The sequence below is a fragment of the Aliirhizobium wenxiniae genome (genome assembly GCF_014201355.1).
GTDB classification, from domain to species: Bacteria; Pseudomonadota; Alphaproteobacteria; order Rhizobiales; family Rhizobiaceae; genus Neorhizobium; species Neorhizobium wenxiniae.
In genome coordinates this window covers 1,177,219-1,198,028 of sequence record NZ_JACHEG010000001.1, presented here as the reverse complement: position 1 = coordinate 1,198,028, position 20,810 = coordinate 1,177,219, and the positions used below count along the sequence as shown (strand labels likewise).

The 20,810-nt window shown below is 58.9% G+C and carries 26 protein-coding genes; 19 read left to right on the top strand and 7 right to left on the bottom strand.

The features are described 5' to 3' along the window. Window positions 1–2: 2 nt before the first annotated feature. The 3 genes from HNQ72_RS05855 (at window position 3) to HNQ72_RS05845 (ending at window position 2,290) form a co-directional block, all read left to right on the top strand. Window positions 3–827: a TIGR00282 family metallophosphoesterase gene (locus HNQ72_RS05855; RefSeq protein ID WP_183821126.1), complete on the top strand. Its 825-nt coding sequence runs from the start codon at window positions 3–5 to the stop codon at window positions 825–827. A 93-nt stretch (window positions 828–920) separates the two neighbouring features. Beyond that, window positions 921–1,280: a hypothetical protein gene (locus tag HNQ72_RS05850; RefSeq protein WP_183990389.1), complete on the top strand. Its 360-nt coding sequence runs from the start codon at window positions 921–923 to the stop codon at window positions 1,278–1,280. Between the two features lie 161 nt (window positions 1,281–1,441). Continuing rightward, complete coding sequence (locus HNQ72_RS05845; RefSeq protein WP_183990387.1) at window positions 1,442–2,290, top strand: MBL fold metallo-hydrolase; 849 nt, start codon at window positions 1,442–1,444, stop codon at window positions 2,288–2,290. 22 nt (window positions 2,291–2,312) lie between these two features. Here HNQ72_RS05845 and HNQ72_RS05840 read toward each other — a convergent pair whose 3' ends face one another. Beyond that, window positions 2,313–2,825, bottom strand: a complete 513-nt coding sequence (locus HNQ72_RS05840) for a pyridoxamine 5'-phosphate oxidase family protein (RefSeq protein ID WP_183990385.1) — start codon at window positions 2,823–2,825, stop codon at window positions 2,313–2,315. 140 nt (window positions 2,826–2,965) lie between these two features. On the opposite strand from HNQ72_RS05840, the gene HNQ72_RS05835 reads away from it, so the two are divergent. Beyond that, window positions 2,966–3,712 carry a YebC/PmpR family DNA-binding transcriptional regulator gene (locus tag HNQ72_RS05835; protein ID WP_183990384.1) on the top strand — a complete coding sequence of 249 codons (747 nt, stop codon included), beginning with the start codon at window positions 2,966–2,968 and terminating at the stop codon, window positions 3,710–3,712. Window positions 3,713–3,770: 58 nt separating this feature from the next. Here the strand turns inward: HNQ72_RS05835 and HNQ72_RS05830 are convergent, their stop codons facing one another. Both HNQ72_RS05830 and HNQ72_RS05825 read right to left on the bottom strand, forming a co-directional pair. Further along, window positions 3,771–4,769 (bottom strand): LLM class flavin-dependent oxidoreductase, encoded by a 999-nt coding sequence (locus tag HNQ72_RS05830; protein ID WP_183990382.1) that lies wholly within the window; start codon window positions 4,767–4,769, stop codon window positions 3,771–3,773. 103 nt (window positions 4,770–4,872) lie between these two features. After that, entirely contained in the window at window positions 4,873–6,243 is a 1,371-nt protein-coding gene (locus tag HNQ72_RS05825; RefSeq protein WP_183990380.1) for a methyl-accepting chemotaxis protein, read from the bottom strand. 181 nt (window positions 6,244–6,424) lie between these two features. Here HNQ72_RS05825 and ruvC point away from each other — a divergent pair, with 181 nt between their 5' ends. From ruvC to HNQ72_RS05785, 8 genes are all read left to right on the top strand, one after another. Next, complete coding sequence (gene ruvC / locus HNQ72_RS05820) at window positions 6,425–6,934, top strand: crossover junction endodeoxyribonuclease RuvC (RefSeq protein ID WP_183990378.1); 510 nt, start codon at window positions 6,425–6,427, stop codon at window positions 6,932–6,934. 68 nt (window positions 6,935–7,002) lie between these two features. Beyond that, window positions 7,003–7,254 (top strand): AbrB/MazE/SpoVT family DNA-binding domain-containing protein, encoded by a 252-nt coding sequence (locus tag HNQ72_RS05815; protein ID WP_183990376.1) that lies wholly within the window; start codon window positions 7,003–7,005, stop codon window positions 7,252–7,254. Between the two features lie 5 nt (window positions 7,255–7,259). Continuing rightward, window positions 7,260–7,691 (top strand): type II toxin-antitoxin system VapC family toxin, encoded by a 432-nt coding sequence (locus HNQ72_RS05810; RefSeq protein ID WP_183990374.1) that lies wholly within the window; start codon window positions 7,260–7,262, stop codon window positions 7,689–7,691. Then, window positions 7,688–8,302, top strand: a complete 615-nt coding sequence (gene ruvA, locus HNQ72_RS05805) for a Holliday junction branch migration protein RuvA (RefSeq protein WP_183990372.1) — start codon at window positions 7,688–7,690, stop codon at window positions 8,300–8,302. Before HNQ72_RS05810 ends, ruvA begins: the two co-directional genes overlap by 4 nt. Window positions 8,303–8,373: 71 nt before the next feature. After that, window positions 8,374–9,414, top strand: coding sequence for a Holliday junction branch migration DNA helicase RuvB (gene ruvB, locus HNQ72_RS05800; RefSeq protein ID WP_183990370.1), 1,041 nt, complete (start codon window positions 8,374–8,376; stop codon window positions 9,412–9,414). Next, window positions 9,407–9,934 carry an NUDIX hydrolase gene (locus HNQ72_RS05795; protein WP_183990368.1) on the top strand — a complete coding sequence of 176 codons (528 nt, stop codon included), beginning with the start codon at window positions 9,407–9,409 and terminating at the stop codon, window positions 9,932–9,934. Before ruvB ends, HNQ72_RS05795 begins: the two co-directional genes overlap by 8 nt. A gap of 53 nt (window positions 9,935–9,987) precedes the next feature. Then, window positions 9,988–10,209, top strand: coding sequence for a hypervirulence associated TUDOR domain-containing protein (locus HNQ72_RS05790; protein ID WP_183990366.1), 222 nt, complete (start codon window positions 9,988–9,990; stop codon window positions 10,207–10,209). Continuing rightward, window positions 10,202–10,597 carry a hypothetical protein gene (locus tag HNQ72_RS05785; protein WP_183990363.1) on the top strand — a complete coding sequence of 132 codons (396 nt, stop codon included), beginning with the start codon at window positions 10,202–10,204 and terminating at the stop codon, window positions 10,595–10,597. The genes HNQ72_RS05790 and HNQ72_RS05785 overlap by 8 nt, the downstream gene beginning before the upstream one ends. Here the strand turns inward: HNQ72_RS05785 and HNQ72_RS05780 are convergent. From HNQ72_RS05780 to HNQ72_RS05770, 3 genes are all read right to left on the bottom strand, one after another. After that, entirely contained in the window at window positions 10,591–11,472 is an 882-nt protein-coding gene (locus tag HNQ72_RS05780; protein ID WP_183990361.1) for an NAD-dependent epimerase/dehydratase family protein, read from the bottom strand. The genes HNQ72_RS05785 and HNQ72_RS05780 overlap by 7 nt on opposite strands. Then, entirely contained in the window at window positions 11,469–12,296 is an 828-nt protein-coding gene (locus tag HNQ72_RS05775; RefSeq protein WP_183990359.1) for a glycosyltransferase, read from the bottom strand. Before HNQ72_RS05775 ends, HNQ72_RS05780 begins: the two co-directional genes overlap by 4 nt. Window positions 12,297–12,426: 130 nt before the next feature. Further along, window positions 12,427–13,647, bottom strand: a complete 1,221-nt coding sequence (locus HNQ72_RS05770) for an NAD-dependent epimerase/dehydratase family protein (RefSeq protein WP_183990357.1) — start codon at window positions 13,645–13,647, stop codon at window positions 12,427–12,429. A gap of 122 nt (window positions 13,648–13,769) precedes the next feature. Here HNQ72_RS05770 and ybgC point away from each other — a divergent pair, with 122 nt between their 5' ends. Next, window positions 13,770–14,219 (top strand): tol-pal system-associated acyl-CoA thioesterase, encoded by a 450-nt coding sequence (gene ybgC / locus HNQ72_RS05765; RefSeq protein WP_183990355.1) that lies wholly within the window; start codon window positions 13,770–13,772, stop codon window positions 14,217–14,219. Between the two features lie 30 nt (window positions 14,220–14,249). Here the strand turns inward: ybgC and HNQ72_RS05760 are convergent, their stop codons facing one another. Further along, the gene (locus HNQ72_RS05760; protein ID WP_183990352.1) at window positions 14,250–14,735 is read right to left on the bottom strand and encodes a DUF3617 domain-containing protein; all 486 of its coding nucleotides are present in this window, start codon (window positions 14,733–14,735) and stop codon (window positions 14,250–14,252) included. 445 nt (window positions 14,736–15,180) lie between these two features. On the opposite strand from HNQ72_RS05760, the gene tolQ reads away from it, so the two are divergent. The 6 genes from tolQ (at window position 15,181) to ybgF (ending at window position 20,801) form a co-directional block, all read left to right on the top strand. Then, window positions 15,181–15,900: a protein TolQ gene (gene tolQ, locus HNQ72_RS05755; RefSeq protein WP_183990350.1), complete on the top strand. Its 720-nt coding sequence runs from the start codon at window positions 15,181–15,183 to the stop codon at window positions 15,898–15,900. Between the two features lie 26 nt (window positions 15,901–15,926). After that, the gene (gene tolR, locus HNQ72_RS05750; RefSeq protein ID WP_183990348.1) at window positions 15,927–16,385 is read left to right on the top strand and encodes a protein TolR; all 459 of its coding nucleotides are present in this window, start codon (window positions 15,927–15,929) and stop codon (window positions 16,383–16,385) included. A 9-nt stretch (window positions 16,386–16,394) separates the two neighbouring features. Then, window positions 16,395–17,540, top strand: coding sequence for a hypothetical protein (locus HNQ72_RS05745; protein ID WP_183990346.1), 1,146 nt, complete (start codon window positions 16,395–16,397; stop codon window positions 17,538–17,540). Between the two features lie 30 nt (window positions 17,541–17,570). Next, on the top strand, window positions 17,571–18,878 hold the full coding sequence (gene tolB, locus HNQ72_RS05740; RefSeq protein ID WP_183990345.1) for a Tol-Pal system beta propeller repeat protein TolB: 1,308 nt from the start codon (window positions 17,571–17,573) through the stop codon (window positions 18,876–18,878). A gap of 183 nt (window positions 18,879–19,061) precedes the next feature. Beyond that, entirely contained in the window at window positions 19,062–19,595 is a 534-nt protein-coding gene (gene pal / locus HNQ72_RS05735; RefSeq protein WP_183990343.1) for a peptidoglycan-associated lipoprotein Pal, read from the top strand. 198 nt (window positions 19,596–19,793) lie between these two features. Further along, window positions 19,794–20,801 carry a tol-pal system protein YbgF gene (gene ybgF, locus HNQ72_RS05730; protein WP_183990341.1) on the top strand — a complete coding sequence of 336 codons (1,008 nt, stop codon included), beginning with the start codon at window positions 19,794–19,796 and terminating at the stop codon, window positions 20,799–20,801. The last annotated feature ends 9 nt before the right edge of the window (window positions 20,802–20,810 follow it).

Here is a 20,810-nt window from a genome sequence, read left to right as displayed (position 1 = left end):
GAATGCGCCTTCTCTTTCTAGGTGACATGGTTGGCAAGACCGGCCGCACGACCGTATGGGAAAAACTGCCGGGCCTGATTTCAGACCTGAAACTCGATTTCGTCATCGTCAACGGCGAGAACGCGGCCGGCGGCTTCGGCATCACCGAAGACATCTTTCTCGAGACGATCAATGCCGGTGCGGACGTCGTCACGACCGGCAATCACGTCTGGGACCAGAAGGAAGCAGTGACCTTTGCCGGTCGCCACGACCAGTTCCTGCGGCCTGCGAACTATCCTGCCGGCACGCCCGGCAAGGGATCGGGTCTCTATTATGCCCGCAACGGCGCGCGCATCCTCGTTGCCAACATCATGGGCCGGGTGTTCATGCATCCGGAACTCGACGATCCCTTCAAGAGCGCTGAGGCGATCCTGGATGCTGCTCCGCTCAAGGAGCAGGCCGACGCGATCATCTTCGACTTCCACGCGGAAGCGACCAGCGAGAAGCAGTGCTTCGGGCATTTCGTCGACGGGCGCGCCTCGCTCGTTGTCGGCACCCATACCCATGTGCCGACCGCCGACTGCCAGATCCTGAACGGCGGCACAGGCTACATGTCGGATGCCGGCATGTGCGGTGACTACGACTCGTCGCTCGGCATGGAAAAGGAAGAGCCGCTCAACCGCTTCATCTCGAAAATGCCGAAGGGCCGCTTCGAGGCGGCGCATGGGCCGGCGACGCTCTGCGGTCTCGGCATTGAGATTTCGGATTCGACCGGGCTTGCCGAGAAGATCGAGCCTCTGCGCATCGGGCCGCGGCTGGCGGAAACCATTCCCAGCTTCTGGCGTTGATTGGGGAAGCCGCGGTTCCCATGTTATAAATCCTATATGTGATTTCCTGCCGCGGCGCTGGTGCCGGGCAGGGGGCGTGTTGGAGGACATGGCATGGTCGACCCGGTTACCCGCATTTCCTCGACGGCTGCATCCGCTGCCACCCAGGTCGACAGCAGCGTCGTGAGCCGCGCCGAGCCCGACAATGTCTGGGCCGGTCATCGGCAGGCGCAGATCAATGCAGACCTTGCCGCCATGAAGAATTCCCGCGAGCAGCAGGAGCCGGGTGCGGAAGACGACGAGGCTTCAGGATCTCTTGACGATCGCCATCCCCATCGCCGGCAGGATGCCGCGGCATCCGAAGCAAGCAACGCGCCGTCGGACGATGCCAGATTGTCGGGCGAGAGCGAGCGTATCGGCACCCGCAATTACGATGACGAAACGCCATTCGGGCATCGGACGCTGATCATCTGACCCGACCTTCTTTGGGCTCGTCCCGAGGTTTCGCTGGCTCCAGTCCAGATGCGAATGACGGAATTGTGAGGCGTCCTGCGTCAAAGCAAGCTGGACGCTTCGGCACGCATCCAGCATCCTCCCACACGGAATGAGCATGAACGCGGTTCTCGGAGTGTGGCATGAAGCTGCGAACTCTCGCATTCGGTCTTTCGGCTTTTCTTCTTTCTTCCCTGTCTGTCTTTGCCCAGGACGGCGGCCTTCCGGTCAGTCAATGTCAGGCGATCGCGCAAAAACTGCCGAATGTGCGGTTTGCCAGTTTTGCGCCGCCGGCTGTTCAGTTCGTGCAGGCGGGCAAGGCGCTCACGCTTTCCGAGCGGGAAGAGGTGGATATCACCTTTGTCGGCCATTCCACCTACTTTATCGAAACACCTGGCGGTGTCGGGATCGCAACCGACTATAGCGGTGTCTACCAGCCGTCGCGCATCCCCGACGTGGTGACGATGAACAGGGCGCATTCGACCCATTACACGCTCACTCCCGATCCGGCGATCCAGACGGTGCTGCATGGCTGGAGCGATGTGCCGGGTGAAAAGGCAAAACACCAGGAGATGATCGGGGATGTCTATATCCGCAATGTCGTGTCGGATATCCGCAACTGGGGCGGGGGGATCGAGGAGAATGGCAATTCGATCTTCATCTTCGAAGTTGCGGGCCTTTGCATCGGCCATCTGGGGCATCTGCATTTCGAACTGAACGAGGCGCAATATACGGAGATCGGGCGTCTCGATATTCTGATGGTGCCGGTCGACGGCGGGTTGACGATGGGGGCGGACAGCATGAGCCGCGTCGTGCAGCGGCTGCGGTCTTCGCTGATCCTGCCGATGCATCGCTTCGGGCCGCCGCTCGATACGTTTCTCGCCATGTTCGACGGGAAGTTCGACATTGCCTATGCGAAGGAAAAGACGCTCAGGGTATCGATGCGGTCTCTGCCCAAAAAGCCGACGATACTGGTGCCACAGGGGCTTTAACGGCCCCTGCGGCTAAATCCACCTAATGGATTGCCGAGAAGGTGAGGTGCTGCTTGACGCCCACCTCCGGCATTTTCTCGTCGGTCATGTTGGCCTTGGCGATCTCCCAACCGAATTTCAGCGTGCTGTTGGTCGAAGCCCAGATTTCGGCATCATCTACCTTGAAAGCGAGCATGGTGAGAAGCGGATCGTCCTTGCCCTGCTCGTACCAGGCGGCGGTTACGGCGCTCCAGTATTCGTCACGCTTTGCGGCATCGAGGCGGACTTCGATCGTGCCTGACAGGCAGGCGTGGTAGTCATGGTTCTTGCCAGTGACGCAGAAATGTGCGCGGCCGCCAGCCCTGATGGCGCGCACGAGATCGGTATCCGCCTTGGTGAAGAACCAGATCGTGTTGGTCTTGGTATCGACATTCGGCGCCATCGGCTGGAAATGCATATGGGTGCCTTCAAGGCCGAGCATGCCGGCGTGCACGCCGTTGATCTCGTCCCACAACTGGCGCTCGGGTGCTTCGCGGGCTTCGGTGAGGCTTGCCATCTTCTGCATCTCCTTTTGTTGTTGTCGAATGGTCAAACGGAGAGGTCTGGGCTTTGTTCCTATGGGAAAATGCCTTGAATGAAGGCGTTATCGAAATTATAAGGCCCCATTCCCAAACACGCTAAAGTATCAGGGGTGCCATGGCTGGCCATTCACAGTTCAAAAACATCATGCACCGCAAGGGCAAGCAGGACGGTATCCGTTCCAAGATGTTCTCCAAGCTCGCGCGCGAAATCACCGTTGCTGCGAAAACCGGTTTGCCCGACCCGACGATGAACGCGGCTCTGCGTCTTGCCGTTCAGAACGCCAAGGCGCAGTCGATGCCGAAGGACAATATCGACCGCGCGATCAAGAAGGCATCGGGCGCCGACGCCGAGAACTACGATTCCGTTCGCTACGAAGGCTACGGCCCGGGCGGCACCGCCGTTATCGTCGAAGCGCTGACCGACAACCGCAACCGTACGGCATCGAACGTCCGTTCGATCTTCACCAAGGCTGGTGGCGCACTGGGTGAAACCGGTTCGGTTTCCTTCTCCTTCGACCACGTCGGCGAAATCACCTACAAGCTTTCCGTCGGCGATGCGGACAAGGTGATGGAAGCGGCTATCGAAGCCGGTGCCGATGATGTCGAGACCGACGAAGAAGGCCACACGATCTATTGCGGTTTCGAGGACATGAACGAAGTGTCCAAGGCGCTGGAAGGCGTGCTGGGCGAAGCCGAGACCGTCAAGGCGATCTGGAAGGCGCAGAACACGATCGAAGTCGATGAGGAAAAGGCGCAGTCGCTTATGAAGCTCATCGACAACCTGGAAGACGATGACGACGTCCAGAACGTCTATTCGAACTTCGAAGTGTCTGACGAAGTTCTGGCCAAGCTTTCGGCCTGATCGTTCTTCGAGACTTAAAATTGGAACGGGCCGGTTTTGCCGGCCCGTTTTTCGTTGTCTATAAGGTCTTTTCCATCATCGGCAGTGATGCAAACAGTTCGACCGAATGCAGGCGTGCGTCGATGTCGTGGATCGGCATGGAGACGATCAGTTCGTCGGCGCCGGTTTCTTCGAGGAAGTCTTTCAGCTTTGCCTCGATCGTCGGCACCGAGCCGACGGCTGCATAACGCAGCGTATGTTCGACGCTCATCTTTTCCATCGGCGTCCAGAAACCGTCCATGCTGTCCAGCGGTTTGGGGAAGCGGGTGCGGACATTCTTGCGCAGGTTGACGAATTGCTGCTGGGAGGAGGTGAACAGCCGTTCTGCCTCTTCATCGGTATCGGCTGCAACGCCCATGACGCCGACCATGACATAGGGCTTGTCGAGGTCGGGCGATGGCTGGAAACGTTCCCTGTAGATCGCAATCGCATCCATCAGCATATCGGGCGCGAAATGGGAGGCGAAGGCATAGGGCAAGCCTAGCGCTGCCGCCAGATGGGCGCTGTAAAGACTGGAGCCGAGGAGCCAGAGCGGCACATTGGCTTCCGTGCCGGGGACCGCGATGATCGCCTGGTTTTCGATCGGCGTGCCGAGCAGGTGCTTCAGTTCGACGATATCCTGCGGAAAGTTTTCGGCGCCTGCTTCCATGTTACGTCGAAGGGCGCTGGCGGTACGCATATCGGTGCCGGGAGCGCGGCCAAGGCCGAGGTCGACGCGACCCGGCAACAGCGCCTCCAGAGTGCCGAACTGTTCGGCAATCACGAGCGGGGAATGATTAGGCAGCATGACGCCGCCGGAACCGACGCGGATTTTTTTCGTTGCCGCACCGACATGGGCGATGACGATTGAGGTAGCCGCGCTGGCGATGCCGGGCATGCCATGGTGTTCGGCAAGCCAGACACGCTTGTATCCCTGCTCTTCGGCCTTGATTGCCATGCGGCGGGATTGATCGAGCGCATCGCGCACCGAGTAGCCTTCGCCGACCGGCGAAAGGTCAAGTATCGAGAACGGAATCATGGATCTACCTTGGAAAGGAACAATTCTGTTGTTCCTATCTAGGAAGCCGGAACCGCCGATGCGACCCTTTCGCGCAGAAAAGCATGAGTTGGCGGTTCCGCTTTTACGTTTTCACTAACTTCAGATGGCTGCGATGGTGGGGCGGGCTGGTGTCTGGCGGTGTGTGGTCGTCGTGAAGAACGGTGATATGGATGAAGCGCCCGCAATGCCGATTGATTACCGTAAGCTCCTGCGCCATGCGTTCGAGCGCCGTCTCCAGCACATGGTCAAGCGAGCGGCGCTGGCTGGTGCGCTTGAGTGCCCCATCCAGAATGACGCTGCTGCGGGCAACAATATCTGACGACATCGTCGAAGCTTCCGAGATTGCCGTGAGCCTGTCGCCGATCGTCTCGAAACTCTCGTGCAGATGCTGTTCCTGCTGCAGGATACGATCCGTCTGGGTGCGCGCGTGTTTGAGGCAGAGAGTAACGTCGCGTTCCAGAAGAGAAGCCTGCTTTGCCGCTGCCGCGCTTGTTTCGGCCATATCGCGCAACTCGGCTGCGAAGGCCGGCAGCGTTTCTTGGGGGCCGGTCACGTTTGCTGCCGCAACGCTGGCGCTGACGGAAAGCATGTTGGTGCGGAATGCCATGTCGCGCATCAGCGCAGCGATTTCTCCAACCTGTATCTCTGAGCCGCGCATGCTCTCGGATGCCTTGACCTCCTGCGAAACGGTTTCGCGGCTTTGCTGCCAATAGGCCTTGGCATTGGCTGCGATTGCGGCGATCTCTCTCAGCGCGGCATCCTGCTCACGCAGGAGATCCGCGATATCACGCAGGCCGTTGCCGGCAACCGAAAGAGCGGGAACTTCATCCGGTATGAGCGAACGCTCCTGCGCCAACCGGATACGCGCCTCGGCGCACTCTCCATGCAGGGTGCTCGCCGAAGTGATGATGGTTGTCAGGCTTTCGTTGAGCGAGTTGACGGCCTTGTTGAAATCACCGCGCAATCCTTCGAAGCCATCCGAGAAGGGAGTGTCGAGCGTGACGGAAAGGTCGCCTGTCGCAAGGCGGCGCAAACCGGCATCCAAGGCGCTGAGCGCTTCTTCCGAAGCCTTCTGGCGATCGTTGCCTGCTATTCCATGCTGCTGGTCAATCGTCCTCAACCCAACCAGGCGGGGGGTGGCTGGATTGAGGCGTTCAGGACAAGTTTTTGGTGTTGAAGACTTTGGAAGCGGGCCTAAACCGGATGCGATAGCATTTTCAGGTGCCGCACCAAGCAACAGTCTGGTCGAGGCCGGTCTTGTTTCATGAGCACCGGCAATGCGGGTGGCCATCATAGCCGTCGCCATCGAGAAACCAACGACGCCCGCTGCCAGAAGTGCCGTCATGGCGGGGGACATGCCCGGAGAAAAAGTGGATGCGATCATTGCTAGCAGGCCATTCTGCAACAAAAGCAGGATCGCGATCTTCATGAACAAACCTTGGCGTTGAGACATCGCCCTCTCTCCCTCTCGTATCATTCGAGAACACCCAGAACGCGGAAAAGCCGCCGTCGTTGCAAAGGTCATATCAGTAGAGCGACATATGGTTAGCGGCGCGTTAACCAGCTTAAATGCGATGTTTCCGTTTTGTTCATATTTCGATGGCTATCAAGGGCGGGTGAAGGTAGGGTGAGATATGGCAGACATCATTCGAATCATCGGTATCGATCCCGGACTTCGGCGCACAGGCTGGGGTGTCATCGACACGATCGGCAATAGCCTGAAATTCGTCGCTTCCGGTACCGTGACGTCGGATGGGGATCTGGATCTCGCTTCGCGTCTCTGCCAGCTGCATGACGGGCTTGCCGAGGTCGTGCATGCCTACAAGCCGGATGAGGCTGCAGTCGAGCAGACTTTCGTCAACAAGGATGCGGTCGCGACGTTGAAGCTTGGTCAGGCCCGTGGTGTGGTCATGCTGGTGCCAGCGCGCGCCGGACTGCCGGTTTCCGAATATGCGCCGAACGCCGTGAAGAAGTCGGTGATCGGCGTCGGCCATGGCGAGAAAAAGCAGATCCACATGATGCTGAAGATCCTGATGCCGAAGGTGGAGTTCAAGGGCGACGATGCCGCCGACGCACTCGCGATTGCCATCTGCCACGCGCATAACCGCGGCGGAAACCGGATGCGGCAAGCGCTGGCGGGCTGACGGGGTGCATGTTTGTTCTTGACTTGTTCTTCAGGTAGGATATTTTCTTACTCAAAGGAGAGCAGGTGATGCGTGTGACGTCCAAAGGGCAAGTGACCATACCACGGGATCTTCGCGAGCTGGTCGGTATCGAGCCGAACAGCGAGGTGATATTCGGCGTGGAAGGTGGTGTGATTACCCTGACGCCCAAGCATGGAACCACCGCAGACGCGGATCGTGCGCGACTTGATCGTTTCATCGCCACGCTTGAAGAACTGGGCGGGACTGGTGACCAGGCCATCGATGCCGACGAATTGATGCGTATAACGCGCGATCGATAACAAGCATGGCAACGCTCATCGACACCAATATTCTCGTCGACCTTGCTGTGCGCGATCCGCATTGGCTTGAGTGGTCGCGTCGGCAGCTGCTGGCGGCGATGGCGCGCGGCAGCGTGGTGATCAACCAGATCATCTTTTCGGAATTCTCCTACCGATACGATGCGCTGGAAACCGTGGATGCGCTTTTGCCGCGCAACCAGTTCATTCGTGAAAACCTGCCCTGGCCGGCTGCATTCGCCGCCTCCTATGCCTTTCGCCGGTATCGGTCGGCGGGCGGGCACCGTGATCGCGTATTGCCGGATTTCCTCATCGGCGCGCATGCGACGATCCGTGGATATACATTGCTGACGCGCGACCCGTCCGGCTATCGCAGCTATTTTCCGGGTATCGATCTGATCGCCCCCGACACTCACCCTCTTTCAGGAAATCAGACATGATCGGCAAGCTCAAAGGCACTATCGACGAGATCGGCACGGACCATGTGCTCGTTGACGTGCATGGTGTCTGTTACGAGGCTTTCTGCTCGTCGCGCACGTTGTCGCGGCTGAATGTCGGCGAGGCCGCAATCCTGTTCATCGAGACATATGTGCGCGAGGACCAGCTGAAGCTGTTCGGTTTCGTTTCGGCACTGGAGCGCGAATGGTTCGGCCTGTTGCAGAGCGTGCAGGGCGTCGGTTCGAAGGTGGCGCTTGCCGTCCTTTCGACGCTGACGCCGGGTGAGCTTGCCAATGCGATCGCGCTGCAGGACAAGACCGTGGTTTCGCGTGCGCCGGGTGTCGGCCCCAAGGTGGCGGTGCGTATCGTCACCGAATTGAAGAACAAGGCGCCGGCCTTTGCGGGTGAAGCCTCCGCCAATATTGGCCTGAAGCAGGAAATCGGCGAGGGCGTCGCCTCCGCACCTGTCTCCGATGCCGTTTCGGCGCTGACCAATCTCGGTTATTCGCGCGATCAGGCGGCCAATGCTGTGGCTGCGGCGCTGAAGACTGCAGGTGAGGAGGCGGACAGCGCCAAGCTGATCCGGCTGGGGCTAAAGGAACTCTCACGTTAACGGCCATCGCGGCTGCGTATTTTGTCCATGTCGTGTATTGACTGGATAACTGGTTCGAACGGAAATACCTCATGACTGACGAAACCCGCCTCATCTCGCCGGAAAAGCGGGGCGAAGATCTTGATACGGCTTTGCGCCCCCAATCGCTGGACGAGTTTACCGGACAGGCGGAAGCCCGCGCCAATCTGAAGATCTTCATCGAGGCAGCGAAGAACCGTGGCGAAGCGTTGGACCACGTTCTTTTCGTCGGCCCGCCGGGGCTCGGCAAGACGACGCTGGCGCAGATCATGGCGAAGGAACTGGGCGTCAATTTCCGTTCGACCTCCGGTCCGGTCATCGCCAAGGCGGGAGATCTTGCCGCACTTTTGACCAATCTCGAAGAACGCGACGTGCTGTTCATCGATGAAATCCACCGGCTCAACCCGGCGGTCGAGGAAATTCTCTATCCTGCCATGGAAGACTTTCAGCTCGACCTGATCATCGGCGAGGGGCCGGCGGCGCGTTCGGTCAAGATCGATCTTTCGAAATTTACGCTGGTTGCCGCCACCACCCGTATCGGCCTTCTGACCACGCCGCTGCGCGATCGCTTTGGTATTCCGGTGCGCCTGTCCTTCTATACCGTAGAGGAGCTTGAGGGCATCGTGCGGCGCGGGGCGCGATTGATGGGGCTGAAGATGACGGACGATGGTGCTCGTGAAATCGCACGCCGTGCCCGTGGTACGCCGCGTATCGCCGGTCGCCTCCTGCGCCGCGTGCGCGATTTTGCCGAGGTGGCGCGTGCCGAAGCCGTGACGAAAGAAATCGCCGATGAGGCGCTTGTCCGTCTGAATGTCGACCATGCCGGTTTCGACCAGCTCGACAAGCGTTACCTCAACATGATCGCGGTGAATTTTGCCGGCGGGCCGGTCGGGATCGAGACGATCGCGGCGGGTCTTTCCGAGCCACGCGATGCGATCGAGGATATTATCGAGCCCTACATGATCCAGCAGGGTTTCATCCAGCGTACGCCGCGCGGGCGTGTGCTCACCGCTGTGGCCTGGAAACATCTCGGCCTGCAGCCGCCCAAGGATATGGAAGCGGCACAGTTCCGCATGAGTTTGGAAGATGAGTAAGAAAGACAAGCCGCAGGATCTGCGTATCCGGATGAAATTCAAGCCTAAGCGTATCTTTCAGATGCGCATTGCCGGCCTGGCGTTTCGCGATGGGCATGTGCTCGTCCATCGTGCTGTTCACGAGCCCTTCTGGACTTTTCCCGGTGGCCGGGCCGAAGTGGGGGAGACATCCGAGGAGACGCTCAAGCGGGAGATGGTCGAGGAACTTGGCGTGATCGCCGATATCGGCCCGTTGCTTTGGGTGGCGGAGAACTTTTTTCATTACGAAGGCAAGGACTGGCACGAACTCGGCTTTTATTACCGGATGGAACTGCCGGAGAGTTTTCCGTTTCATCCGAGCGATGTCGTGCATCGTGTGGTCGATACGCATGAACTTGAGTTCAAATGGGTTTCGGCGACCAGGGATGCGCTCAAGGCTCTCGATATCCCACCCTATTTCATCGCCGAAGAGATCGAAAATCTGCCGGCATCGCCGCGTCATGTGGTTCAGCGGGATGGCGATCTCGATCTGAAGGGCTGATTTCGGAACATCATCCGGCTCCTTGAGTTTCCCAAGGGAGAAAGGAGCCATGCATGCAGAAAATCCAAGTCGGAAATGAAGTCGAATGGAAATGGGGGCGCTCCAAGGCAGAGGGCAAGGTCACCCAGAAATTCACCGAGGACGTAGAGCGCCGGATCAAGGGAAAGACGATCAAGCGCAAAGCGGACGACAGCGAACCGGCATTCCTGATCAGACAGGATGACGGCGACCGCGTCCTGAAAAGTCAGTCGGAGGTGAGGAAGACCCATGGCTGATAAGGATCTAGACAATCGTCCGCCGGCGGACGTAGCATCCGCTGCGGAAAAGGGACTGAAACTCAGGGCGAAATTCCGCCGTGGCGGTACGACCGTCGGCATTGCCCGCGCCCGCGATCTCCAGCATCGCAAGTCGCTCTCCGATCTTACCGTCAAAAGAATGGTCAGCTATTTCGCCCGCCACAAGGTCGACAAGCGCGCCGAGAATTTCGGTGATGATGAGGAGCCTTCCACCGGATACATCGCGTGGCTCCTATGGGGGGGCGATGCTGGGCAGAAATGGGCGGAAGAGCAGGCCAAGGCCATTGAGGCGAAGAAAAGAGAGAAACAGCCGAGCCGTCATGGCCGGGACGGCAATGTCCAGCGGCATGCTTCACATCATCAGTGATCATCCTCGATCTGGCGAGCCAGTATCGCCATGGTTTCGTCGAACCGCCGCATTCCTCCGGGTTGCCAGCCGATGCGGCGGATCTTTTCGGTAGCCATCACGTTCGCGGAGAGTGCCGCGAACGCGACCAGCTGGGCTGAGAGGCCCAGTTTCTCCAGGATCGTTCGTGTATCGACCGTGACGTCCGAGATGTTGAAGCTCTGTTCGTTTATGGAGGAGGCGGCCGTTGTCAGCATGAGCCGGACCGCCTGGGCGGCATCTGCTCCATGGACCTCCGTGCCCGCACGTGGCGCTACCGGTTTGCCGGAAAGCACATCGGCGATGAGGTCATCCCATTTGTTGGGGCGAAATTCCCCATAGACGCCAGTGGCGCGCAGCGATGCGGTGATGAAATCCGGGTCGGATAAGGCGCGCAGTGCCTGTTCGCAAGCGAGCTTGATTTCACCGTAAAGGGATGTCGGTGAGAGCGCCAGATCTTCCGTGAGGACCGTGCCTGCTTCAAGACCATCATAAACCGCGCGGCTGGAGAGAAATACGGCTCGCTGCACGCCTGCTTTCTTTGCCGTCTCGAAGAGTTTGACCGAGCCGTCGAGGTTCATGCGCCGGAAGCGCTTCGGATCCTTGCCTTCACCACCCCGGTATTTTCCCGGCAGATGATCGAAGGCCAGGTGGATAAAGGCGTCGACGCCTTCGAATGCGCCAGACTGATTGAGTTTGGGATCAAGGTGCAGCGGACGGAAATCAGCCCGCTGTGAGAAGAAACCTGCCGGAGCTGGTTTGCGGGCGCCAACCGTGACGGCATATCCTGCCGACAGAAGACCTTCGACGATATAGCGGCCGACAAGGCCTGTGCCGCCGGAAACCAGCACCCTCACGCCACATCTCCGGGATTGGAGAGCTGTGGGCCGGGTAGGGTGCTGGTATCGGGGATGTTCCTGCCGTCATGAAAGGCCTGCCAGAGGTCGATCAGCGGACGCAGCACTTCTGCCTTGGGATGGTCCGTCTCCCATGGCTTCTCATACTGGTAATGCAGGATGGCGACACTTTTCCAATCCCACAAAGCTGGCATATTGAACCAGACATATTGCAGCATATTCATGGTGACCGGCAGGCCGTGCCAGTCGGGGAAGAAGCTTTCGAGAAAGGTCTGGTCGGTCCGCCGCCAGAAGGCGTCGGGTTGGTCGAGGGCTATAAGCATGCGCTCGAAGGTTTCGACGGACGGTTTTGCGACGAAGACGCCGGAATTGAGCCGGTGGAAATCGGCAAGGCTCTCGTAGACATTCGGGGCTGCTGAAAATTCCGGGTAATCGAACAGCTTTTCGATGTTCTTCAGCACAATCACGTCTGCATCGAGGAAAACGAGAGTGCCGTATTCGGTGAGTTCCCAGAGCCGAAGCTTGCAGAAATTGTCGAGCGGCGTGTGAAACTCCGGTTTCCGTCCCTTGGTGAAAGGGGCGGCACCATGGAGGTTCTTGCGGGCATGACGCTCGTTGAAGCCGTCGGACAGGCGAAGGTGCGAGACTTCGATGGTTCGGCAGCCGAGCCTCTTGAGATTGCCCAGAGCCTCCGGGGAAACCGCACCCGTATACAGAATGACGATATCGGCCGTGGTGCCGGTCCGGTGCAACGAGTGGACCAGTGCGGTCGCGCCCATGATGTAATCAGCATTGGTCACGAGGGTGACGAAGGCGTTCCGCATGGCTTGTTGTGGTCCTGTTTGCGCGCCGCGCACGTCATGCTCGGGCCTGTCCCGAGCATCTATCGCCTTGGCAGGATTGTACATCGTCCCCGGGTTTAACCCGAGGACGAGGAGGACGAAATACGGTGTCCTAGGAAACCGACTTCAGCCGCTTGCCTTCCGGGTCGCGTTCGACAGTGGCGGCGATGTCCTTGGTCCAGGCGGAGACGGCGGGAACGCGGCTTCGATCAACGCGGTAGGCGTATTTCTTCGCAACGTCGACGATCTCGGAAAGCAGGCCTTCGCCGAGCGTGGTCGGCTTGAGGCCGAGTTCGATGAATTTCTCGTTCTTCACCACGAGATCGTTTTCCGGTGCTTCCTTGCGCGGGTTGGGCAGCCAGGCGATTTTTGCACCTGTCATTTTCGAAATCATCTCGGCCAGATCGCGGACGCGGTGGGTCTCTGTCATCTGGTTGAAGATTTCGACACGGCCGCCGCGGGCAGGGGGATTGTTGAGCGCGATCTCGATGCAGCGGACCGAATCCTGCACATGGATGAAGGCGCGGGTCTGGCCGCCGGTGCCGTGTACGGTAAGCGGATACCCGATTGCCGCCTGGATGAGAAAACGATTCAAGACCGTCCCGTAATCCCCATCATAATCAAAGCGATTTATCAGCTGCTCATGGATGCGCGTCTCAGCTGTATGGGTGCCCCAGACGATGCCCTGATGCAGGTCGGTGATGCGCAGGCGATCGTTCTTCGCGTAGAAGGCGAAGAGAAGCTGATCGAGGCACTTTGTCATGTGATAGATCGAGCCGGGATTGGATGGGTAGAGGATTTCCTGGGAGACCGTTTCGCCGCTCATCGTCTCGATGCCGACCGGCAGATAGCCTTCGGGGATGGCTGCGCCGACCGTCGAATAACCATAGACGCCCATGGTGCCGAGATGGACGAGGTGGGTGTCGAGATCGAGTTCGACCAGCGCATTCAGGAGATTATGCGTGGCATTGACGTTGTTGTTGACGGTGTAATTCTTGTGACGGTCGCTCTTCATCGAATAGGGGGCGGCGCGCTGTTCGGCAAAATGCACGATCGCATCCGGGCGGTGTTCCGCCAGCCAGTTCTTCAGAAGCTCGTAATCCTTGGCGAGGTCGATGAGATTGAAGTGGATGCGGCGGCCGGTTTCGGCATGCCAGATGCGAGTGCGTTCCTGGATACTGTCCATCGGGGTCAGCGACTGAACGCCGAGTTCGGTATCGATCCAGCGGCGGGAAAGATTGTCGAGAATGTGGACCTCATGGCCCGCATGGGACAGGTGAAGGGATGTAGGCCATCCGATGAAACCGTCGCCGCCCATGACTGCAATCTTCATAAAAAATCTCCAGTGGTGTTCTGATTTTTTCCTGTTAGGGAGGAAATATGACGCCCGTTGGATAGTGGGGCGGTATGCTGCCAATATCCAGAGAACGATAAGGTTTTTCCAAGGCAAGCCCGATGCATAGCGATAATTTTCTCCTCTCCGGCGAACTGACCGATCACGGGCACCGCCTCGTGCAGCGCGTCTATTACGAGGACACGGATTTTTCCGGTGTCGTATATCACGCCCGTTATCTTCACTTCCTTGAGAGGGGTCGGACCGACTATCTGCGCTGCCTGGGCTGCGAGCAGAGCGCGCTTCTGGCTGCCGACGAGGAAGGTCTCGTGTTCGTCGTCCATCGGATGGAAATCGACTTCAAGCAACCGGCGCGGATGGATGATGTCCTGACGATTACGACAGCGACGGAAAAGGCGGGTGGCGCCAAGATGGTACTCACTCAGGAGATCCGCCGTGGCGACACGCTGTTGATCGCTGCTAAAGTGGTGATCGCAGTGATCAACAAGCATGGGCGACCCCGGCGGCTGCCGGAGACGATTGCAGATAAGTTTCTGGGGCATGGCGCGTAGTGAGCCATACCTGACCTATAGATCTTGCGATCAGGGGCGCAGAATAAAGCCGCTCTTGGTCATCTTCTTCATGCCCGGCTTAAGCTCGGCCGGGCATTTTCCGGCATAGGTCACCTTGGCATTGGCATGGAGCGTATTGGTCTTGCCGAGCGCATTCACGAACCGCGTGACTGATTCGAAGCTGTAGCCGGTCTTGAAGTCTCCCGAAAACGTGACCTGCAATTTGGCGTCGGTCTTTTCGGTCAGCTTGCAGGTCGCGTCGATCTTGCCTGATGATTTGCGGGTGCTGGAACTCGTGACCTTGCACTCATTGGCGAAATTGTCCCAGACGTCGGTATCGAGAAAGTCGTTCCTGGCCTCATCGATGCACATCGACCAGTCCGCGAAAGGGTTGTCTTCGGCCTTGAGCAGCCATAGGCCGGCTGTTCTCGGCGGTATATCCTTGGCGGTCGCGGGTGAAATCAGAAACACGGATAGGAGAGCGGCACCGATCAGTGTGCGTTTAAAAACAAACATTTATTCCTCTTTGAAAATATTCTCCGCCAAGTTGCGCGAGGTCGCCTCAAGGCGGCATGGTGATGGCCGGACGGATAGTCAAAGCATCTGTCGCGCTCAAGCTGCCGATGGTTGCACGCCGGCATATCTCGCGCTCACCCCGCCGGTATGGTCGGCGAGCGGTGCGCAAAAGCAATCATCGTTTGCGGATTTATCGAGTCGTTTCAGGGGGATGGGGTGCGCGATTGTAACGCATTATTAACGATAATGTTGTCTTACTCAGGGCCGAGGAATTTGTGCAACGCACGCCTTCCTTTGACCAAATTTGAAGGCGAGAAGCCAAGCAGAAAACTCAGGACATCTTGGGGTTAGGGCTGCGCTCTCGGTGGTCAGACAGATATTCGCGAGCATGCGCTTTGGAACCCGCCCGGTCACCATGCCGGGCGTTTGGATTCGGGGATAGTTGATGGAACAGGTAGCTTTGGAAGCCGCAACGCACGACGTCAGTCTGCTGGCGTTGTTTATGCAGGCGGGGCTTCTCGTCAAGCTGGTCATGATCGGTCTGCTCGGGGCGTCGGTCTGGACCTGGGCGATCGTGCTCGACAAGTATGTGAGCTTCTCCAAGGCGCGGAAGCAGTTCGATCAGTTCGAGCAGGTCTTCTGGTCGGGCCAGTCACTGGAAGAGCTCTACCGCACGCTTGGCGAGCGCCAGAACAACGGGCTCTCCGCCATCTTCGTCGCTGCCATGCGCGAGTGGAAAAAGAGCTTTGAACGCGGCGCGCGTTCGCCGATCGGCCTGCAGATGCGTATCGACCGGGCTATGGATGTGACGATGGCGCGCGAAAGCGAAGTCTATGAGGCACGCCTCGGATCGCTCGCAACGATCGGCTCGGCCGGCCCGTTCATCGGTCTCTTCGGTACGGTCGTCGGTATCATGACCTCGTTCCAGGCGATTGCCGGTTCCAAGTCGACCAACCTTGCGGTCGTTGCTCCCGGTATTGCCGAAGCGCTGCTTGCAACCGCGATCGGCCTCGTCGCCGCTATCCCGGCTGTTATCGCCTACAACAAGTTCATGGCCGAGTCGGGCAAACTTCATTCCCGCATGGAAGGTTTTGCCGACGAATTCTCGGCCATCCTGTCTCGTCAGATCGACGAGAAGCTGCAGCCGCGCCAGGCCGCGCAATAAGCCGCGCGACGAAGGAGAGCTAGATCATGGGCATGTCTGCCGGAGGAGCGAATGCATCGGGTGGTGGCCGCCGCGGACGTCGCGGTCGCCGTCGTGGTGGCGCCATCAGCGAAATCAACGTGACGCCGCTCGTCGACGTCATGCTGGTGCTTCTGATCATCTTCATGGTGGCTGCTCCGATGATGACCGTCGGCGTGCCGATCGACCTGCCGGAAACGCAGGCGAAGGCGATGAATTCGGATACCCAGCCGATCACCATTTCGGTCAATCCGGCGGGTGAAATTTACCTGCAGGAAACACCGATCGCGATTGACGAAGTCGTGCCGAAGCTCGAGGCGATCGCCACGACCGGTTATAACGAGCGCATCTATGTGCGTGGCGATACGGCTGCCGCCTATGGCGTCGTGATGAAAGTCATGGCCCGCATCTCTTCCGCCGGTTACAAGAATATCGGCCTCGTGACGCTTCAAGAAACGGATAAGTGATCGGGTGCCATGAAGGGAAGTCTCGGCACATCGCTGGTTCTTCATACGCTGGTTTTGACCTGGGCGATGGTTTCGCTCAGTGCGCCGGCGCCCATGACCGTGGCCGATGTCGAGGCATTGCCTGTCGACATCGTGCCGATCGAAGATACCACAATGATGCAGCAGGGCGACAAGACGGCGCCGATGCTGGAAAAGCCCTCGGTCAAGCCGACCAACAACCAGAAGATCGTCGAAGGCGCCGAAAATGCCGGCGAGAACGATGTCGACCTGAAAACACCACCTACACCTGCCAAGCGACCGGTACAGGTGGAGGCCGCGGCTGCCCCGAAACCGGCCGAACGCCCGACGCCGACACCAACGCCCGAGCAGAACGAAGTCAAGGATATCGCGCCGGAAGAAACCGCGCCGAAGCCGACCGAGGTCGCCGCGCTGCCACAGCCGAAGCCCGAGCCGACGCCGCCGAAGCCTGAGCCCACTCCGAAGCCGGAACCGACACCTGCTCCCGCGGAGACCCAGGCAGAGGAAATTCCGCTGCCTTCCTCCATTCCGCTGCCTGCCTCCAAGCCGAAGCCGGAACCGCCGAAGGAGCAGGCAAAGCCGGTTGAAAAGCCCGTCGAAAAACCGGTCGAGAAAAAACCGGAAACGAAGCCAGCCGAGACTGCAAAGCCGACCGACAAGAAGGAAGGCAAAAAGCAGGAGACTGCAAAGTCATCTTCTTCGCAGAAGAGCGACTTCAACGCCGACGAGATTGCCTCGCTCCTGAACAAGCAGGAATCATCCGGCGGTGGCGCCAAGCGCTCGGTCTCGCCGGCATCCACAGGCAGCACCAAGCCGTCCACCGGCGCGAAGCTGAGCCTGAGCGAGATGGACGCGTTGCGCGGCCAGATCCAGAACAACTGGTCGACCATTGCCGGTATCGAAGGATTGCAGGGCATGGTGATCCGGGTGACGTTCCGGCTCGACAAGTCGGGCATGATCGTCGGCGAGCCTGAAGTGACCTCGACGGGCGGTTCGTCCATGGCGCGCAGGACGATGGAAGGTGGCGCTTTGCGCGCCGTCCTGAAGTCTCAACCCTTCAAGGGCCTGCCGGCCGAGAAATACGACGCCTGGAGCGAAGTTGCCGTGAATTTCGACCCCAGTGATCTGGGGCTCTAAAGAATCAAATAGCTGAAAGGCTTTAGCGATATGATCAGACATTCCCTCATCGGTATCATGATGGCGATTGCCGGAATGGCGATGACGTTTTCCACGTCGGCACAGGCCGCAGTGGAAATCAACATCAACAAGGGCAATGTCCAGCCATTGCCGATCGCGATCACGGACTTTCAGTCCAATAACGATCTCGGTGCGCAGATCGCCCAGGTCGTTGCTGCCGACCTGCAGCGCTCGGGACTGTTCGCCCCTGTGAACAAGGCTGCGTTTATCGAGAAGATTTCGGATCCGAACAAGGCTCCGCGCTTCCAGGACTGGACGGCGATCAATGCCCAGGCACTGGTCGTCGGCCGCGTTACCCGCGAGGGTGACGGCCGTTTGCGCGCCGAGTTTCGCCTGTGGGATACCTATGCCGGCCAGCAGATGACCGGTCAGCAGTTCTTCACCCAGCCGGACAACTGGCGGCGTCTAGCCCACATCATCGCCGATGCGATCTACGAGCGTATCACCGGTGAAAAGGGCTATTTCGACACGCGTGTCGTGTTTGTCTCGGAAAGCGGTCCGAAGACTGCCCGCCAGCGCCAGCTTGCGATCATGGACCAGGACGGTTTCAACGTTCGCATGCTGACCAACAGCAAGGATCTGGTTCTGACGCCTCGCTTCTCGCCGAGCCGGCAGGAAGTCACCTACATGTCGTTCGAAGGCAACCAGCCGCGCGTCTATCTGCTGCAGCTTGAGACCGGACAGCGTGAAGTGGTCGGCAATTTTCCGGGCATGACGTTCTCGCCGCGCTTCTCTCCGGATGGCCAGAAGGTCATCATGAGCCTGCAGCAGGAAGGCAATGCCAATATCTACACGATGGACCTGCGCTCGCGCACTACGACGCGTCTGACGTCGACGGCGGCGATCGATACGGCACCTTCCTATTCGCCGGATGGTCAGAGAATCACCTTCGAAAGCGACCGTGGCGGCCGTCAGCAGATCTACGTGATGAACGCCGACGGTTCGGGGCAGAACCGTATTTCCTTCGGTGACGGTTCGTATTCGACACCGGTCTGGTCGCCGCGCGGCGATCTGATCGCCTTCACCAAACAGTCGGGCGGAAAATTCTCGATCGGTGTGATGAAGCCGGACGGTTCGGGCGAACGCATCCTGACTTCGGGCTTCCATAACGAAGGTCCGACCTGGGCGCCGAATGGCCGCGTGTTGATGTTCTTCCGTCAGGGTGCCGGTGCCGGTGGTCCGCAGCTCTATTCGATCGACTTGACCGGCTACAACGAGCAGATGGTCAAAACCCCGTCCTATGCTTCCGACCCGGCGTGGTCGCCGCTTCTGGAATAGGTTGTATGAACAGGTGCAATCAAGAGTGAGGCGATCCCGCCTCTTTCCTGCCCCAATCTCGCGGGAATGGGGCAGATACAGGACACCGAAAGCTTTGGTTAACCATAGCCATTTGAACATGGTTAACTCAATTAGGTTAGAGTCTGGCAACTCTGAATTTCATGATCCAAGGAGAGACCGGCCATGAGCCGCACTGATACCCCGGCGATGAGCCGCATGCAGACCCTCGCTCGCAATCCAGCCGTTATCGCGCTCACGCTCGCGCTGGCACTTGCCGGTTGCGCCAACAAGAAGAACCTGCCCAACAGCGCAGGTGAGCTTGGCCTCGGCGGCGCAGGTTCGGCTACGCCGGGCTCCAGCCAGGACTTCACCGTCAACGTTGGCGACCGTATCTTCTTCGATACCGACTCGACCTCGGTCCGCGCAGACGCCCAGCAGACGCTCGACCGTCAGGCTCAGTGGCTTGCCCGTTACCCGAACTACGCGATCACCGTCGAAGGCCATGCCGACGAACGCGGTACCCGCGAATACAACCTGGCACTCGGCGCACGCCGTGCCGCTGCCACCAAGGAATATCTTGCATCGCGCGGCGTTCCGGCAAACCGCATGAAGACGATCTCCTACGGTAAGGAACGTCCGGTCGCCGTTTGCGACGATATCTCCTGCTGGTCGCAGAATCGCCGTGCTGTTACCGTTCTCGGCGGCGCTGGCATGTAATCTCAGCGGAGGCTTCGGCCTCGGCGAAGATGACAATTACGTTAGAAAAGGTGGTCTTTCGGCCACCTTTTTTGTTTTTCCTTAGTTTGGCCCCGATTCCCTAGATTTTGAATGATGGCTTGGTTGCTTTTTGCCGGCAGGTAAGAAAAATCCGTCTCGCGTCATCCCGACGCAAATCAGAGAAGCAGGACGAACGACATGAAGAAAATTGTCTTGGCAGCAATGCTAGGGCTGGCGGCAATGACAGGCCCCGCCGGGGCATTCCAACTGTCTCTGCCGAAACTCTTCCAGGGCGAGCAGAGCGCTCCGCAACAGGCAAAGCCCGAAAAAGGCGAAATCATCCTGGCGCAGAGCAATGATGCCGTTCGTAACCAGCAACTCCAGGAAGAACTCCGGCAGCTGAACGGCCGGATCGAGGAAATGAGCTATCAGCTGCTGCAGATGCAGGAGCAACTGCGCAAAACGCAGGAGGATAACGAATTCCGCTTCCAGGAGCTGGAAAAGAAGAAGAGAAGCGATTTGGGCGACACGACCGGGCAACCGGCCGTGGCGTCCAGCCGCCCTTCCTCATCTACCCAGCCTCAGTCTTCCGGAGGTGATGATGTCGCTCGCGCCATCGAGGCACCATCCGACATCGGTGCAGGCGCTCAGCAGGGCAGTAGCGCGCCGGCTCCAACGACGCTCGGCTCAATGGAATTTGACCAGAACGGTAATCCGGTCGGCGCCAGCCGCAACGACAGTGCCCGCAATTCATCCGCGCTTCCCGGGGTCGACATGGGATCACCCCGTGCAGGCAAGGATCCTCAGAAAACAGCGTCGCTCGGCAGTGAAAGCGATGCCTACAAGATTGCTTATGATCACGTGCTGACTGGCGATTACCAGCTCGCCGAGACGGAGTTTTCCACCTACATCTCTTCCTATCCCAAGAGCACTCGCCTTGCGGATGCCAATTTCTGGCTCGGCGAGGCGCAGTATTCGCAGGGCAAGTATAACGATGCTGCCAAGACGTTCCTCAATGCGCACCAGACATACGGAAAATCGCCTAAGGCTCCGGAAATGCTTCTGAAGCTCGGCATGTCGCTTGCGGCGCTGGATAACAACGAGACTGCCTGCGCGACGCTCAAGGAAGTACCGCGCCGTTACCCAACTGCTGCCAAGGCTGTGCTTTCGAAGGTCAGCAGTGAGCAGAAGCGCCTCGGCTGCTAGCGAACCGCC

Coding starts and splice junctions, on each gene's coding strand:
- HNQ72_RS05855 (WP_183821126.1), top strand. CDS start 3: ATGCGCCTTCTCTTTCTAGGTGACATGGTTGGCAAGACCGGCCGCACG.
- HNQ72_RS05850 (WP_183990389.1), top strand. CDS start 921: ATGGTCGACCCGGTTACCCGCATTTCCTCGACGGCTGCATCCGCTGCC.
- HNQ72_RS05845 (WP_183990387.1), top strand. CDS start 1,442: ATGAAGCTGCGAACTCTCGCATTCGGTCTTTCGGCTTTTCTTCTTTCT.
- HNQ72_RS05840 (WP_183990385.1), bottom strand. CDS start 2,825: ATGGCAAGCCTCACCGAAGCCCGCGAAGCACCCGAGCGCCAGTTGTGG.
- HNQ72_RS05835 (WP_183990384.1), top strand. CDS start 2,966: ATGGCTGGCCATTCACAGTTCAAAAACATCATGCACCGCAAGGGCAAG.
- HNQ72_RS05830 (WP_183990382.1), bottom strand. CDS start 4,769: ATGATTCCGTTCTCGATACTTGACCTTTCGCCGGTCGGCGAAGGCTAC.
- HNQ72_RS05825 (WP_183990380.1), bottom strand. CDS start 6,243: ATGTCTCAACGCCAAGGTTTGTTCATGAAGATCGCGATCCTGCTTTTG.
- ruvC (WP_183990378.1), top strand. CDS start 6,425: ATGGCAGACATCATTCGAATCATCGGTATCGATCCCGGACTTCGGCGC.
- HNQ72_RS05815 (WP_183990376.1), top strand. CDS start 7,003: ATGCGTGTGACGTCCAAAGGGCAAGTGACCATACCACGGGATCTTCGC.
- HNQ72_RS05810 (WP_183990374.1), top strand. CDS start 7,260: ATGGCAACGCTCATCGACACCAATATTCTCGTCGACCTTGCTGTGCGC.
- ruvA (WP_183990372.1), top strand. CDS start 7,688: ATGATCGGCAAGCTCAAAGGCACTATCGACGAGATCGGCACGGACCAT.
- ruvB (WP_183990370.1), top strand. CDS start 8,374: ATGACTGACGAAACCCGCCTCATCTCGCCGGAAAAGCGGGGCGAAGAT.
- HNQ72_RS05795 (WP_183990368.1), top strand. CDS start 9,407: ATGAGTAAGAAAGACAAGCCGCAGGATCTGCGTATCCGGATGAAATTC.
- HNQ72_RS05790 (WP_183990366.1), top strand. CDS start 9,988: ATGCAGAAAATCCAAGTCGGAAATGAAGTCGAATGGAAATGGGGGCGC.
- HNQ72_RS05785 (WP_183990363.1), top strand. CDS start 10,202: ATGGCTGATAAGGATCTAGACAATCGTCCGCCGGCGGACGTAGCATCC.
- HNQ72_RS05775 (WP_183990359.1), bottom strand. CDS start 12,296: ATGCGGAACGCCTTCGTCACCCTCGTGACCAATGCTGATTACATCATG.
- HNQ72_RS05770 (WP_183990357.1), bottom strand. CDS start 13,647: ATGAAGATTGCAGTCATGGGCGGCGACGGTTTCATCGGATGGCCTACA.
- ybgC (WP_183990355.1), top strand. CDS start 13,770: ATGCATAGCGATAATTTTCTCCTCTCCGGCGAACTGACCGATCACGGG.
- HNQ72_RS05760 (WP_183990352.1), bottom strand. CDS start 14,735: ATGTTTGTTTTTAAACGCACACTGATCGGTGCCGCTCTCCTATCCGTG.
- tolQ (WP_183990350.1), top strand. CDS start 15,181: ATGGAACAGGTAGCTTTGGAAGCCGCAACGCACGACGTCAGTCTGCTG.
- tolR (WP_183990348.1), top strand. CDS start 15,927: ATGGGCATGTCTGCCGGAGGAGCGAATGCATCGGGTGGTGGCCGCCGC.
- HNQ72_RS05745 (WP_183990346.1), top strand. CDS start 16,395: ATGAAGGGAAGTCTCGGCACATCGCTGGTTCTTCATACGCTGGTTTTG.
- tolB (WP_183990345.1), top strand. CDS start 17,571: ATGATCAGACATTCCCTCATCGGTATCATGATGGCGATTGCCGGAATG.
- pal (WP_183990343.1), top strand. CDS start 19,062: ATGAGCCGCACTGATACCCCGGCGATGAGCCGCATGCAGACCCTCGCT.
- ybgF (WP_183990341.1), top strand. CDS start 19,794: ATGAAGAAAATTGTCTTGGCAGCAATGCTAGGGCTGGCGGCAATGACA.